We start from the raw sequence: 14,786 nt of genomic DNA on the forward strand, positions 1-14,786 counted from the left end.
GGCACGTCACCCCGGATCCGCCCGGAGCCGCGTCCAAGAGCACATCGGACCAGCTAGATCGCCGCACAACGGCCGGAACCCGACAAAGATCAACAACGCAAGGTCATCGTCCGTGGACATTTAGTAATCAACCAGGGGTTCCGGCTCGGCGACAAACATCGCACCATGGACCAAGGGTGATGCGATGAGCGGGCGACGGCTGGCAGTTGTGGTGACGGTCGAACACCACGACGATCCGGTCCTGCGCAGATATTCGGTGCCGTCGGCGGACGTCCGATCCCTGGGCGCGGCGCTGGGCGATCCCGGTCTGGGCGGGTTCGAGGTGGAGTTCCTCCAGGACCCGGAGACCTGGGACGTCTACCAACGGTTGCAGGCACTGTGCGACGGCCGGACCGGTGACGACTGCCTGCTGGTCTACTTCCGCGGCATCCTGCTCACCGGCCCCAGCGGCGGCCTCTACCTGGCCACCCCCGACACCGTCATGCAACGCCCGGCCGACACCGCGGTCGACGTGACCCGGCTCGACGCGCTCATGCACCGCAGCCTGGCCGGCCAGGTCGTCATCGTCCTCGACGGCCGCACCGGCGGACCGGTCGACGCGGGCGCCTACTTCCCGGCCGCACGCGCCGCCGAAGCCCGCAGCCGCGTCGTGATCACCGCGGCGGCCCGGCCCGAACCGCCCACGTTCGCCGGCCTGCTCGCCGACGGCATCCGCGGCGGCGCGGCCGACCGGGACCGCGACGGCTACATCGGCATCGACGAGGTCTTCGACCATTTGCGGGAACGCGACCCGTCCGTACGCCATTGGGTCTTCGGATCCGGCCGCCAGCCGTACGTTTCCAAGGTCCGCAAGCCCGGAAGCGACCAGATGGGCCTGATCGCCGAACTCGCCGCCGCCGCGGCCGGCACCGACCTGGACCAGGCCGCCCAGGCCCGGACCACCCTGGGCCGGATGGCCACCGGCAACGACCGCGTCGCCGCCGCCGCCTCCGCGGCGCTGCGCCGAACCTCCCTGCGCCTCACCCGATCCACGATCGATTTCGGCCGCGTCGCTCCCCAAACCCAAGAATTGACAGTACGGGTGCAGCTCACCGGCCCTCCCCTCGTGGCGGCCTCGTCCGTGACGACGTCGACGGAGGCCCTGCGGGCGGCGGTCGAGGGCGACCAGTTGCGGGTGTCCTGGGTTCCTACAGCCGGACGCCTCACGGGTGCGGTGACCGTGGCGGGGCCGGCGGGTTCCGGCCGGCTCGTGGTGACGGGAGAGGTTTCCGCTGACGCGTCGCCGCCTCCCTCTTCTTCTGCGCCCTCCACCCAGGAGCCGCCCGCGGCCTCCTCTGCACCGCCCACCTACGCGCCATCCACTTCCACGCCTTCTTCTGCGGCCTCTCCCTCAGCGCCCACTTCTGCGGCTTCTTCTGCGGCCTCCTCTTCCGCGCCTTCTATCTCCGCGGCCGCGCCGCACTCTTCGCCGGCTCAGGCGCCGCTGCCTCCCTCGGTGGCCCCGCTGTTGCGGCCTTCGTCGTCGCCCACGGGTACGGAGGGTCATCCGGGATCACCCGCTCAGCCGGAATCCCCCGCCGCACCGGGCCCGCAGACCGAAGCCCCAGGCTGGGCCGACACACCCACCGCCACCCACCCGGTCTGGCGAGGCGCCCCCACCGGCCCCCAGCCGAACTGGCCCGGAACCCGGCCCACCCAACCCTCAGCCCAGCCCGCGCCGCCCGGCCAGCCGTTGACCCCACCCCCGGCGTCCGGCCAACCGGTAGCCCCGCCTCGACCCCCTGGCCAGCCCTTCGTCCCGCCGCGAACCCCCAGCCAGGCCCCCGCACCGCCGGGCCAGCCCTTCGAGGTGCCGACCCCGGTCTCCGGCGTCCCTTCGCCGAACACGCCCGTCTCGGGCATTCCCGCCCCGGCGAGACCCGTCTCAGGCGTTCCTTCCCCGAGCACGCCCGCCTCGGGCGTTCCTTCCCCGACGAGACCCGTCTCGGGTGTTCCTTCCTCGGGCGAGCCGGTCTCCGAAGTCCCGACCGCCAGTAGCCCGGTCTCTGGCCTCTCGTCCTCGGACGCGACGAACTCCGGCGCATCTCAGCCACCGGCCCAGCCGGAGCCGAAGGCGCAGACCCCCAGGGGCCCCTGGTCAGGCACCCCACAACGCCCCGGAACATCCGGCTTGTCCCAACCGAGCGGCACTTGGTGGGCCCAGTCCCCGGAAGCCGGCCAGCAGTCCACCCCGGCGATCGCCGCCGCCAGCCCGGCATGGCCGTCCACGCAGCCCCCAGCCCAGCCGAACCCTGTTCACGAAACCACCCTCGCCGAACCCAGGGCCGACCAGGAACCCACCGCGCCCGTCTCCGGTCACCCCATCGCCGTGCCCCACACCCCAATCCCGACCCATCCGGAACCCCACCCCGGCAGCGCCGGCATCCAGGATTCCGCGTCTTTCACTCCGACCACCGAGCCCAGCCCGGCCGAAGCCCGCCCGGAGACCGCTCCGATCAGTGACGCGCCCACCGAGCAGATCGGCACCGCATCCGCCGAGCCGCCCAACCGAGCACCCGCCGAGCCAGCCGGTGAAACCTTCGCCGAGCCGGCCGGTGAAGCCTTCGCCGAGCCGGCCGGTGGCCCCTTTGCCGAGCCGAGCCCGGTAGAGGTCACGACGGGAACCGCCCCCGCAGACATCTGGCCTGGCTCTCCGGCCGAGCCCTCCACCAGCACGGAAAGCTCCGCGCCGTGGCCCACGTCGCCCAAGCACCCCACCCCCGAGCCGACCCCAACCTCCGAACCCGAACCCGAACCCGAACCGGCAACGGCAACGGCAACGGCAACGGCAACCAACACTGCCTCCGATCCCAGCTCTGACGCCGATCCCAGCCCTCGCGCCGATGCCGGCCCTGCCGCCGAAGGCGATCCGAACCTGACGGCTCGACCGGACCGACCCGACTCGGCCGAGGACCCGCAAGCAGAACAGGGCTCCCAGCCACCGAACGGCGCCCAACCGCCATCCGAGCCCGCTCCTGCATGGTCGACCGTGGCCCCGGCGTGGTCAGACGCCGCCACCAGCGGACCGTCCACACAACCCGGCAGCGAGAACGGACAGCCGGCCCCCACGTCCAGCCCGGACGCCGCCGGCCTCCAGCCCGAGAATGCTCAGCCCGAGAGCCCGCAGCCCACCAGCGCAACCAGCGCAACCAGCGCCGAGCCTGACAACCAGCAGCCCATCGCTGCTCCGGAAGCCGGCTCCCGCAAAGGCACCGGCGAAGACCCGAGCCCGAGCGTGGCCGCCGCGGCTGCGGCCGGAGGTTTCGTCGGCAGTTGGCTGGCCACGCAAGCGACGCCGAGTCGCCCGAACGGCCAGGAGCACCCCACCGCTCCTGAACCCGCCGACGCCCAGAACACCGGCCAGTCCGCCGACGTACCCGTATCCGGCAGCCCGGCTGCCCCGGCGAGAGCCGCCGAAGCCGGCACCACGTCATCTCCCGCAGGACCGTGGCCCGGGGATCAGGTCACCGGACGAGGCCTGTTCGGCCAGGACCAGCCCGGTTTCGGATGGCTACCGGGCAGCGCCGGACCCCCTTGGCCGGACACTGCCGCCCAGGTGCCGTCGTCACCCACTCCCGCTCCCGTTGAGACCACCCCCGATCCCACCCAACAGTGGCCGGAACCCGCCGCGCCCGAATCCACATCCCGGGTCGCAGGGTCCTCGGACCAATGGCCCGAACCCGCCGCGCCTGAGCCCACGTCCCTGGACGCAGGGTCCTCGGACCAGTGGCCCGAGCCCGCGGCGCCCACCGCTGCGCCTCAAAGCACAGCGCCGAGTGTGAACATCCCCCGGCAGCGGTCGGAACACACCGAGCCGCCGACCACCGCTCTCCCGGAAGAGCGGACAGAAGCCACGACCCAGCAGCACCCCGGTTACGCCATGCAGTGGCCGGGAACTGCCGGCGGGCCGGAGGCTGCCACCGCCTCGGGCGCCGCTCTCGCCCCTGGCGTCGACCCGTGGCCGGGCGCGCCCACCTCCGGCGAGCCCTGGCACGGTCAGCCCAGTGGCCAGGACCCGAACGGACGCCCGGCAATCACGTGGGAAGCGGGCTCGGCGGCAGCCGCGGCCGGCTGGGCCCACCCGTCGCAGCAGCGTGACGAGACAACCGTCGCCGAGGCCACGGCCGACTTCAACGGCGCCGGCAACGCCTCCGTCGGCGCCGGCGAACCGAGCGGCGGCCCGGTAGGTGTGAGCGGCCCGGTAGGTACGAGCGGCCCGGCGGTCGTGAGCGGACCCAGCAATGCGCCCACCAGCATGGGCGGACCGAGCGGCGGACCTGTCGGCCCGAGCGGACCCGGCAACGGGCCGACCGGACCGGCCGGACCGGCCGGAAGAGGCGCAGCAGGTGGCTCCAGCCGAGTTTCGTGGAGCGGCCCGGATGACTGGCCTCAAGGCGCCGGTCTCGCCGGAACCCCCGGGGCTCCCGGCTGGACGCCCACCGAGCAGGGCGGATGGCAGCAGGGCGCGGGCGGCAACACGGCCTGGCCCACCTCCCCCGCCGGCTGGCCCGCCTCGCCGAGCTGGCAGCAACAGCCGCCCGGAGGCCCGCCCGGGACCGGCGCTGACACCCCGTACGAGAAAAAGCCGCATGGCCGGAGTCGCCTCCGTGTGGCCGGGATTCTCGCGCTCGCGTTGATTCTCGCGGCGGGCGCCTACCTGGGGATCCGGTGGAAGGCCGCGCAGAACGGCCCCGGCCCGACGGCCGCGCCGACCCAGACCGCGACGGCTCAGCAGCCCACTACGTCGGCCGCGCCCAGCGAGGCGCCTCAGGCGCCCCCGGTGACGAGCCTGGCCGTCCCGGTCGTGGTCGACACGATCAAGGGCGTCGGGCAGGAACCGGAGGGCATCGCCGTCGCCCCGGACAACAAGACCGTCTACGTCGCCGACCAGGGCGCGAAGGCGTTGTTCTTCGTCGATGCGGAGAGCAAGAAGGTCGCCTCGATCGCGCTGCCGAACACGCCCCGGTTCCTCGCGTTGTCCCGGGACGGCTCCCGGCTCTACGTGTCGATGTTCGAGGACGACTTCAGCGCGAACGGGATGGCGGTGATCGACACCGCGAAGCGCAGCGTGATCACGTCGGTGAAGACCGGGCCGCGCCCGTTCGAACCGGCGGTCGCGCAGGACGGGCGGGTCTGGCTGCCGATCCACAACGGCGCGCGGGTGGAGATCTACGACGGCGAGACGCTGGCCAAGCAGTCGCAGATCAGCGTCCCGCCGAACCCGCACTGGATCGACTTCACGCCGGACGGCACGCATGCGTTCACCTCCGACCACGAGTCCAGCAAGATGTCGGTGATCGACACGACGAGCCTGAAGGTGCTCGCCAACATCTCGGTCGGACAATCGCCGCACAGCGTGGCCGTCACGCCGGACGGCAAGACCGTCGTGGTCACGAATTACGACGTCAACACCGTCGAGACGTACGACACCACGACGCTCAAACTCACGCAGCGTTACACGGTCGGCAAGTTGCCGCAGGCGGTCATGGTTTCCACCGACGGCGTCCACGCGTACGTGGTGAACGAGGGCTCGGACACTCTGTCGGTGCTGAACCTGAAGGACCGGAAGCTGGCGGCCACGATCAAGGTCGGTGACAGCCCGCGGGTGGTCGCGCTCTCGCCGGACGGCCTGCGGCTTTACGTGACCGCGGGACGGGACGGCGCGATCACGGTGCTGAAGGCGGCGGAGTGATCGGTACGCTCCGCGGATGCGTCTGCTGACCTTCAACACCCTGTTCACGGGGGACGTCCGGCTGAGGCTGCGGGCGCTCGGCCAGATCCTTCGCGAGTCCGATTTCGACATCGTCTGCCTCCAGGAGGTCATGTACCGGCGCAATGCGGAGCTGCTCCGGCGGCACTTTCCGCACTGGGCGTGCGTGGGCACGGTCGTACTGAAAGGGGGTCTTGTCCTTCTCTCTCGTCGGCCGATCAAGCGCCGGCGTTTCGTCCGGTTCCCGCTGGCCGGGCCGGTCCGCCCGGAGTTCCTCATGCGCAAGGGCGCGCTGATCGCGGAGATCGGTGGGCTGGTCGTGGTGAACACTCACCTGTCGGCGAACCGGGACGACGACTGGTCGCCGGAGAACCGGTACACGATCGTCGAGCGTGGTGAGCTCGACGTGTTGGCCCGTGAACTGGCCGCGATCGATCAGGACCGCCCGGTGGTGGTCACCGGGGACCTCAACCTGCCCCGGACCGCCCGGGTGCTCGCCGATTTCCGGGAGCGCGCCGGGCTCGTGGACGCGATGGCCGGTGACACGCGCCCGACCTATCGCCCTCTGCCGGAATGGCCGCATCCGCCGGCATTTGATCATCTCCTCGTTCGTAACGCCGGGACCGCGCACGCCGATCTGGCCCTGCGGGACGAGGTGACCCTGCCCGGTGGGCGGCGTGCGCACCTATCCGACCACTTCGGAGTCGCGGCGGAAATAGTTCTTTAGAAGGGTCTTCGCTCGCAGGATCTGGTTCTCCAGAGGGAGTTTCTCGCGAGGAATCCCTGGTAACTTCGCCGCATGGCAACGGAATCCGGCGTCGACCGCGGAAAACTCAGCAAGCTCGCCGAGCGGGAGCGGGCCGCTTTCGCCGAGCGTCACCCTCGCTCAGCGGCGGCCTACGGGCGTGCCGATCATCTGTTCGGGCGCGTCCCGATGACGTGGATGAACAAGACCGCGGCCGGCTTTCCGGTATATCTGAAGACCGCCCGCGGCAACCGGCTGACCGACCTCGACGGCAACGAGTTCATCGACTTCTGCCTGGGCGACACCGGCGCCATGGCCGGCCACTCCCCCGCGCCGGTGGTCGCCGCGGTCACCCGGCGACTCGGTGAGCTGGGCGGCGCCACCACGATGCTGCCGACCGAGGACGCTGCGGTCGTCGGCGCCGAGCTGGCGAGCCGGTTCGGGCTGCCGCTCTGGAGTTTCGCGCTGACCGCGACCGACGCCAACCGCTGGGCGATCCGGCTGCTACGGGCCGTCACCGGTCGGTCGAAGATCCTCTTCCACAGCTACTGCTATCACGGCTCGGTCGACGAGTCGCTGATCGTTGTCGGTCAGGATGGGCACGGTCGCAGCCGCGAGGGCAACGTCGGCGCGCCGGTCGACGTGACCGAGACGAGCCGGGTCGCCGAGTTCAACGACCTGGCGATGCTGGAGCGCGAGCTCGCGCACGGCGACGTGGCCGCGGTGCTGATGGAGCCGGCACTGACCAACATCGGCATCGTGCTGCCCGAGCCGGGCTATCTGGCCGGCGTCCGCGAGCTGACCAGGAAATACGGGACCTATCTGATCAACGATGAGACGCACACGTTCTCGGCCGGGCCGGGCGGCGCGACCAGGTTCTGGGACCTGGATCCCGACGTGCTGACCATCGGCAAGGCGATCGGCGGCGGCGTGCCGGTCGGCGCCTACGGGCTCTCGGCCGAGCTGGCCGACGCGCTGACCGGCCGCGGCGATCTCGATCTGGTCGACATGGGCGGCGTCGGCGGCACCCTCGCCGGCAACCCGGTGTCGATGGCCGCGACCCGCGCGACCCTCCAGGAGGTGCTCACCGAGGGCGCGTTCGCCACGATGACCACGACGGCGACGGCTTTCGCCGAGGGCATTCAAAAGATCATTTCGACGTACGGCGTTCCGTGGTCGGTGAGTCGTCTCGGCGCCCGCGTCGAATACCGCTTCGCCGACCCGGCCCCGCGCAACGGCACCGAGTCCGCGGCCTCCGCGGACGCCGAATTGGAAGACTTCCTGCACGTCTACCTGGCGAACCGCGGGGTGCTGCTGACCCCGTTCCACAACATGGCCCTGATGTGCCCGGAGACCACCCTCGACGACGTCGCCCGCCACCACGAGATCTTCGACGCCGCGCTCACGGAGCTGACCACCGGCTAGGCAAACCGCCGAACGCGACCTGGCCGCTCGTGACCGTGCCTGCCGAACTGGCAGGCGCGGCAGGCGCGGCAGGCGCGGCAGGCGCGGCAGGCGCGGCAGGCGCGGCAAGCGCGGCAAGCGCGGCAAGCGCGGCAAGCGCGGCAAGCGCGGCAAGCGCGGCAAGCGCGGCAAGCGCGGCAAGCGCGGCAAGCGCGGCAAGCGCGGCAAGCGCGGCAAGCGCGGCAAGCGCGGCAAGCGCGGCAAGCGCGGCAAGCGCGGCAAGCGCGGCAAGCGCGGCAAGCGCGGCAGGCGCGGCAGGCGCGGCAGGCGCGGCAGTGTCAGGGTCGGCGGGCGCGGCGGCGTTCGGTGAGGCGGCGGGATTTGGCGTGGGTGCCGCAGTCCTCCATGGCGCACCAGCGGCGGGTGGCGTTGCGGCTGCGGTCCAGGAACAGCCAGCCGCAACCGCCCTGATCGAGGGGGCAAGTTCGCAGGCGGCGGCGGTCCGCTGTGCGCACCAGGTCGACCAGGGCGTCGGCCAGCCGGTCCGGGATCATCCAGGCCGGGTCCGCCCCTACCTGCAGTTCTGCCGTGCCGCCGGCCGCGGGACCTGCTGAGGCACGGCCCGGCGAGGCGAGGCCGGGCGAAACAGAGCCCGGCGAGACAAGGTCGGACGAGACAAGGCCCGGCGAAACAAGGCCCGGCGAGACGAGGTCGGGCGAGTCAGTGCCCGGCGAGACAGCGCCGGGCGAGACAGCGCCGGGTGGGTCGGCGGGGGGAAGGGCTGGGCTGGGCTTGGGGTTTGGGGTGGGGATCAGCTTTGCGCGGGCGATGGCCTGCGACCAGCGCTGGATCAGCGTGTCGAGTTCGGTGCCGGCCAGGGTCGGGTCGATCAGGGCGCGCAGCGTGAGGGTGTCGGCCAGGGCGGCTTCGGCGGTGCCGGGAGAGGCGATCCAGGCCCTGGAGACGAGAGATGCCTCGGCGTCGGTGACGATTCCGGCGCGGGTGGCCCAGCGTAGGAGGGCGACCGGCGAGTCCAGGTGGTCGGTTTCGACGTGGCCGGGCAGGCGGGGTTCGACCGTGTTGGCCAGGTCGAGCGCGTGGTGGCCGCCGACGATTCGCATGATTCCACCATAGCCCTGAACGGTGGTAGCGTCAGAGACAGCTACCACCGAACCAGCGGCAAGGGGGAAGCACATGCGAGCATGGATCACCATCGCGGCTCTGGCGCTCTCGACCTTTCTCTACGTGACGATCGAGAACCTTCCGATCGGGTTGCTCCCGCAACTGGCCCACGGGCTCGGTGTCAGTGATGGGGCGGCCGGGCTGCTGGTCACGGCGTACGGACTGGTCGTCGTGATCACCACGGTGCCGCTGACCCGGGTCTCGCACCGTTTCGGGCGCCGGCGGCTGATCACGTTCCTGCTGGTCGTGGCCGTGGGCGGGACCGTGGTGTCGGCGCTGGCCCCGACCTATCCGGTGCTGCTCGGGTCACGGATCGCGGTGGCCATGAGCCAGGCCGTGTTCTGGGCGGTCATCACCCCGGCGGCCGCGGCGATGGTGGAGCCGGCGCAACGGGGGCGGGCCCTGTCGGTGCTCTACGGTGGCAGTTCTCTCGCGCCGCTGCTGGGGATCCCGGCCGGCACCTGGCTGGGGCAGCAGACGAGCTGGCGGGTGGCGTTCTTCGCGCTGGCCGGGATCGGGCTGGCCGTCCTGGTCGTGGTGGCCGCGCTGATGCCGGAGGTGCCGCCGGGCGGGAGTGACGCCGACCGCGGGACCGCTCCGGATCGGGCGCGGTTCCGGGTTCTGCTGGTCACGGTGGCGCTGCTGGTGACCGGCTCGTTCACCGCGTTCACGTATGTGAATCAGTTCCTGACCGAGGTGAGCGGGGTCGGCGAGGCCGCGATCGGGCCGGTGCTGTTCGTGCGGGGTGTGGCCGGGCTGGCCGGGGTGCTGCTGGCCGGCTGGGTCGCGGCCCGGTACACCTGGGTCGCCCTGATCACGGTGGTTGCCGTTCAGGCGGTGGCGCTGGCCGGGCAGTTCCTGTTCGGCGGCGACACCGCGGTGGCGGTCGTCGCGGTGTCGCTGGCCGGGGCCGCGCTGGCCGGGTCGACGGTGTTGCAGGCCGGGCTGATTCTGCGGATCGCGCCGGGTCGCACCGATGCGGCGTCGGCGGCCAACTCCACCGCGTTCAACGTCGGCATCACGGCGGGTGCCGCGCTCGCCAGTGTCCTGGTGGGCGGCACCGGCGCCCGCGGCCCGGTCCTGGCCGGCGCCGCGGTGACCGCACTGGCACTGGTCAGCGCCGTGATCAGAACCGGACATGGCGGCAGCGAGCCGAGGCCGGCCGCCCCTGTGAGGGCAGCCAAGGCGCAGGCCGACGCAACCAGAGCACGAGGCGGACGCGATCAGAGCGAAAGCCAGGGCGATCAGGACGAAGGCCGGGGTGGGCGGAACGTGAACGCGTACAACCCCCTACGCCCGGCCGCATAGAGATCGAATCCCCCCGGCACCCACACCGATTCGAAGATCGGACCGTCCACCCGCATGGCCGCCACCGGCTCCCACGACCCCCCGACCCCGCCCAGTGGCCAGATCCGGAGCTCCCCGGACGAGCTGCTGGTGGCCAGCCATTCCCCGTCCCCCGAGATCGACCCGTGGGTGACTCCGGCGTCCGTGAACGTGCCGGCCCCCAGCACCCGCAGGGTCCGTACGTCAAGAATCGCCAAGCCTGACCCGCTGATCACCGCGAGGTGATCAGCGGCCTGATGGATCGTCTGGATCTCGCCCGGAAGCTCCAGCGGGACCGGACGCACCCGCCCCTTGGCGTAGTGCCAGGTCACGAGCCCACCGCCGGCCTCCGCGATGATCATCCGTCCGCGGGGCAGGAGGGCCGCGGCCCGGATCGGGTGCTCGTGGGCCCGCCGGTACACGTCCGGCCCGGTCACCGACCGGATCTCCACCGTGCCGTCGGCGTCCCAGCGGGCGAACAGGTCGGCCGAGACCACGCAGTCCACCGCGCCCGGGTGCACGGTGTCGGCCCAGCCGTCGCCGACGTCGCGCAGCAGCGCCGTCCCGGTCGCGCAGGCCGCGACCAGCCAGGTCCCGTCGGGCCCGAACGCACACCGCCGGACCGGATCGGCCCAGCTCCAGATGGGTTGGCCGGCCGCCCCGGACCAGAGCCGCACCACGCCGTCGTGACCCCCGGTCACCAACGAGGTGCCGAAGGTCGCCGACGGAGAACCGACGGCCGGCGACGGTCCGACGCTGCACGTGGTGACCCAGTCGACCGGCCCGCCGACGGTCTCCTGCACCAGCCGCGGCAGATCCCAGATCCGGATCGACCCGTCACTCCCCGTGGTCACGAGCGTCCGCCGATCGGGCGCGACCACGCACCCGGTCACCCAGCTCGGATGCGCGCGGACGGTGGCGACCTCGGCCCCGTACCGGTCGAAGACCCGGATCATCCCGTCCTCGCCCCCGGAGATGATCCGATCGCCGAAGGCGGCCAGCGCGCTCACGCACCCCCGATGACCACCGAGTGTCACCGGTGCCTCGCTCCCCCGCAGCGGATGCACCCGGATCTCCCCGTCGATCCCGCCGACCGCGACCCAGGTCGCGTCCAGGGCGAACTCGGTGACCCCGGCCTTACCGGCCGCGACCAGGGATTTCCGCCGTCCGCTGCGCAGTTCGTGACCGGTCACGGCGCCTTCCTCGGTCACCGTCAGCACCCGGTCGTCGTCCAGGAACGCGCACCCGACCAGCTTCTCGGCGGCCCGGTGGCCGAGGATCCGCCAGTTCCCCGCGGCGTCGACCACGATCAGCTCCCCGGACGCGCTGACCGCGGCGATCCGGTGGCTGACCAGCGACGCCGCGCATCCGAGGATCTCGCCGCCGGCGGTCCACAGCACCCGTTCCTGGCGCCGCGCCACATCCCAGGCTCGTAACGTTCCGTCACTGCCGGCCGACACCAGATAGGCGCCGTCGTAGGTCGCGGCGAGCGATGTGACCGCCCCCGTGTGCCCGGTGAGCCGGGCCAGCACGGTCCCGTCGGCCCAGTCGTGCAGCGTGATCACTCCGGTGTCGCCGCCGGCCGCGACCCACTGCGCGGTCGGCGCGACCGCCACGCAGTCCAGCCAGCCCGCATCACCGGCGATCACCCGGGTCAGGCTGTCCGGTCCGACGTCGGGCAGCGGGCGGCGGGCGGTCAGCCCGGCCCGGGAGCGCTGGGCGGCGACCAGGGCGGCGACGTCGGCGGCCAGTTCGGGGGCGCCGCCGAGGCGCGAGAGCAGCACGTCGGTCAGCGCGTCGGCCGGGCGGGTCGGGTGCAACAGGTGGGCGCTGCGGGACAGGCGGGCGCGCAGGGCGGTGGCGCGCGGATCCGGCATCCGCGACAGGTCGGCGACCGCGGCCGCGACCCCGAACAGCGGGATCTGCACGACGAGGCGCCGCAGGTCGGTGACGGCCGCGAACAGCTCGTCCCACCAGCGCGCTTCCTGCAGGTGGAAGGCGAGGTGGCGCCAAAGATAGCGGTCGGCCGGCGGCATCGTCCACCACGGCCCGCCGCTTCGCGGACGGGACATTTCCACCAGCCTGCGGTTCACTTGCGCGATCTCGTGGTCGGGCAGGCGATGGCGGACGTACGTCCGGAGCACGTCACTCATCCACAGACCGGCGCTGTCCCTCTGGACGAGGCCGAGCCGCGCGAACGCCGTACGCAAATCGTCTGCGTCCTTGGCCGTTGATCCTCCCGTCCCGGACCACAGCGAGTCGATCACCGGGTCCGGCACCGGCCCGCCCCCGGCGAAGATCCCGAGTTCCAGGAACCGTCGCCGATCCGCCTCCGGCAGACGGTCCAGAGCAGCGCTGACCAGGCCGTCCACGGCTCGTTCACGCTCACCCGGCACGCTCAGGTCGAGCGCCACCCAGCCGCCCGCCCCCAACTGATCGATCAGCTGGTGCGCGGTCACGCCGTCGCGCAGCACCCCGTTGGCCAGCGCGACGAGCAGCGGCCAGCGCCCGGTCAGCGCGAGCAGCGCGCTCAGATCGGGCAGCGCCAGCCCGGGCCGGTCGCGGGTGAGCAGCGCGGTCGCGTCGTCGTGGGTCATCGCGCCGACGTCGATCCGGGTCACGCCGGCCGGGAGCAGGCCGCTCACCCGGGTGGTGATCAGCAGCCGGCAGCCCGCCTCCAGGAACGGTGCCAGCTGCTCGACGGTCCACACGTCGTCGACGACCAGCAGGACCGGCGGGCGGGACTCCAGTTCGGCGGCGAGTCGCTCGCCGGCCTGGACCGGGGTGACCACGCCGGGCGGCTCGCCGGTGAGGTGCGTGATCAGGTCGGAGATGACGGCGGCGAGCGCCGGGCCGGTGGCCTCCTGGCCGATCGCGGCCCAGAGGACCCCGCCCGGGAAGCGTCCGCGCAGGTCACCGGTGACCTGCCGGGCCAGCGTGGACTTGCCGATGCCGCCGAGGCCGTGCAGCGCGACGCTCCCGGCGAGCAGGCGTTCCCGCAGGCGGGCCTGCAGGGCGGTGCGTTCCACCAGGTCGTCCCCGGGCCCGGCGGCCATCCAGGGCGCCTCGCGGGGACGCGGAACCGAGACCGGGGTCACCGCGGGGTTGCGCAGGCGGCCGGCCCATCGCCGCCACCGTAAGCCGTCTGTCACAGATGGACCAACGGCGTGGCGACGGGCAGGTCACTCTTTTACTTGGTGACCAGGCTCTTCAGTGTGCTGACCACGGTGTGGTCGCTGACCTCGGCATAGATCTTCTTGTCCGGTCCGACCAGCACGGTGTACGGACAGGTGGTCTCGTTCCCGGCCAGTTTCTTGTCCAGCAGCTGGCGGTGGGTGGCCACCTCGTAGACGCGCAGCCGCCAGTTCGCGCGGTAGAGCGTGACCGTCTCCGGCGACGGATCGTCGTACTCGCAGCTGCGCACCTTCGAGCCCGCGCTGGTCCGGTCCAGGCAGGCGGCCATCTGCACCTTCTCCGGGCCGGCCGGCCCCCAGGTGTTCTCGTCCGCCTTGCCGGTGCCGATGTCCTCCATGTAGTACGTCCGGTTGTTCCAGCGCACGTCGCCGTCGCCGTCCCGGATCAGCAGCGCCACCGGGTGCGGGGCCTTGCCGGCACGCTTCGGGGCGGACGGGAAGTACGCGTTCTCGTCGCAGACCGCGTTCAGGTCGTACATGTCCTTGGCCGGGCTCGCCGCCGGGTGCGGACCGGTCGACTCCGGGGTCGGCGTGCCCGGCGGCACCAGCGAGGGCAGCGGGAGGTCGGACGGCCAGACGAACGGTTGCTCCTGGCCGAAATCGCTGCTCGCCGAGCTGTCCGAACCGCCGTCGGCCAGCATGTAGATGCTGCCGGTGCAGAGCAGCCCGATGACCGCGACGGCGACGACGATCGTCGCGGCGAGGACGCCGCCGCGGCGACGGGCGGCCGGGGAGGCCGGGGGCGGCGGCCAGCCGGGCTGGGCGTACTGCGGCGGATAGGGATGGGCACCGGGCTGAGGCGGCGGGTAGGCGCCGGTCTGCGGTGGTGGGTAGCCGCCGGTCTGCGGGGGCGGGTAGGCGCCCGGGTACGCCGCCGGCGGGGCACCGAAAGTCGGCGGCGGCTGCGGAAACGGGAACAGCGGCGCGGGCACGTCGTCGGGCGGCGGAACGGGCGGATTCCACGCCTCGACCGGCGGCGGTGTCGCCGGCCCGTCGACCGGCCGCGCCCACTCGGAAACCGGCGCGGCCGCGGCCGGCGGCTCGGGGACCGCGGCCGGCGGCGCAGTCGGATCCGGCGGCGGACCGGCCGACGGTTGCGAAGCCGAATCCGGCGTGCCGCCCTCGCCGGGCGTTGCCCCCGTGCCGCTCACTGCTGTTCCTCCCGTGTCCGATGCCGGCCCAATGT

7 protein-coding genes are annotated in these 14,786 nt (G+C 72.5%); 4 read left to right on the plus strand and 3 right to left on the minus strand.

Annotated elements, in window-relative coordinates; all coding sequences use genetic code 11:
* The first annotated feature begins 184 nt into the window (after positions 1-184).
* The 3 genes from ACSHV8_RS29305 (at position 185) to ACSHV8_RS29315 (ending at position 7,919) form a co-directional block, all read left to right on the plus strand.
* Positions 185-5,731 carry a hypothetical protein gene (locus ACSHV8_RS29305; RefSeq protein ID WP_436520788.1) on the plus strand — a complete coding sequence of 1,849 codons (5,547 nt, stop codon included), beginning with the start codon at positions 185-187 and terminating at the stop codon, positions 5,729-5,731.
* A 16-nt stretch (positions 5,732-5,747) separates the two neighbouring features.
* Positions 5,748-6,476 carry an endonuclease/exonuclease/phosphatase family protein gene (locus tag ACSHV8_RS29310; RefSeq protein ID WP_436520790.1) on the plus strand — a complete coding sequence of 243 codons (729 nt, stop codon included), beginning with the start codon at positions 5,748-5,750 and terminating at the stop codon, positions 6,474-6,476.
* A gap of 72 nt (positions 6,477-6,548) precedes the next feature.
* Positions 6,549-7,919, plus strand: a complete 1,371-nt coding sequence (locus ACSHV8_RS29315; protein WP_436520792.1) for a transaminase — start codon at positions 6,549-6,551, stop codon at positions 7,917-7,919.
* A 317-nt stretch (positions 7,920-8,236) separates the two neighbouring features.
* On the opposite strand, the gene ACSHV8_RS29320 is transcribed toward ACSHV8_RS29315, so the two are convergent.
* Complete coding sequence (locus ACSHV8_RS29320) at positions 8,237-9,019, minus strand: CGNR zinc finger domain-containing protein (RefSeq protein ID WP_436520794.1); 783 nt, start codon at positions 9,017-9,019, stop codon at positions 8,237-8,239.
* A gap of 73 nt (positions 9,020-9,092) precedes the next feature.
* Here ACSHV8_RS29320 and ACSHV8_RS29325 point away from each other — a divergent pair, with 73 nt between their 5' ends.
* Positions 9,093-10,388 carry an MFS transporter gene (locus tag ACSHV8_RS29325; RefSeq protein WP_436520796.1) on the plus strand — a complete coding sequence of 432 codons (1,296 nt, stop codon included), beginning with the start codon at positions 9,093-9,095 and terminating at the stop codon, positions 10,386-10,388.
* On the opposite strand, the gene ACSHV8_RS29330 is transcribed toward ACSHV8_RS29325, so the two are convergent.
* On the minus strand, positions 10,325-13,558 hold the full coding sequence (locus ACSHV8_RS29330; protein WP_436520798.1) for an NB-ARC domain-containing protein: 3,234 nt from the start codon (positions 13,556-13,558) through the stop codon (positions 10,325-10,327). The genes ACSHV8_RS29325 and ACSHV8_RS29330 overlap by 64 nt on opposite strands.
* Before the next feature lie 38 nt (positions 13,559-13,596).
* On the minus strand, positions 13,597-14,751 hold the full coding sequence (locus ACSHV8_RS29335) for a hypothetical protein (protein ID WP_436520800.1): 1,155 nt from the start codon (positions 14,749-14,751) through the stop codon (positions 13,597-13,599).
* Between the last annotated feature and the right edge of the window lie 35 nt (positions 14,752-14,786).

This window comes from Actinoplanes sp. HUAS TT8 (genome assembly GCF_051380535.1).
Classification (GTDB): Bacteria; Actinomycetota; Actinomycetes; order Mycobacteriales; family Micromonosporaceae; genus Actinoplanes.

Excerpts from the sequence above, each read along its gene's own strand:
- ACSHV8_RS29320 (WP_436520794.1), bottom strand. The coding sequence starts at position 9,019 with ATGCGAATCGTCGGCGGCCACCACGCGCTCGACCTGGCCAACACGGTC.
- ACSHV8_RS29310 (WP_436520790.1), top strand. The coding sequence starts at position 5,748 with ATGCGTCTGCTGACCTTCAACACCCTGTTCACGGGGGACGTCCGGCTG.
- ACSHV8_RS29315 (WP_436520792.1), top strand. The coding sequence starts at position 6,549 with ATGGCAACGGAATCCGGCGTCGACCGCGGAAAACTCAGCAAGCTCGCC.
- ACSHV8_RS29305 (WP_436520788.1), top strand. The coding sequence starts at position 185 with ATGAGCGGGCGACGGCTGGCAGTTGTGGTGACGGTCGAACACCACGAC.
- ACSHV8_RS29325 (WP_436520796.1), top strand. The coding sequence starts at position 9,093 with ATGCGAGCATGGATCACCATCGCGGCTCTGGCGCTCTCGACCTTTCTC.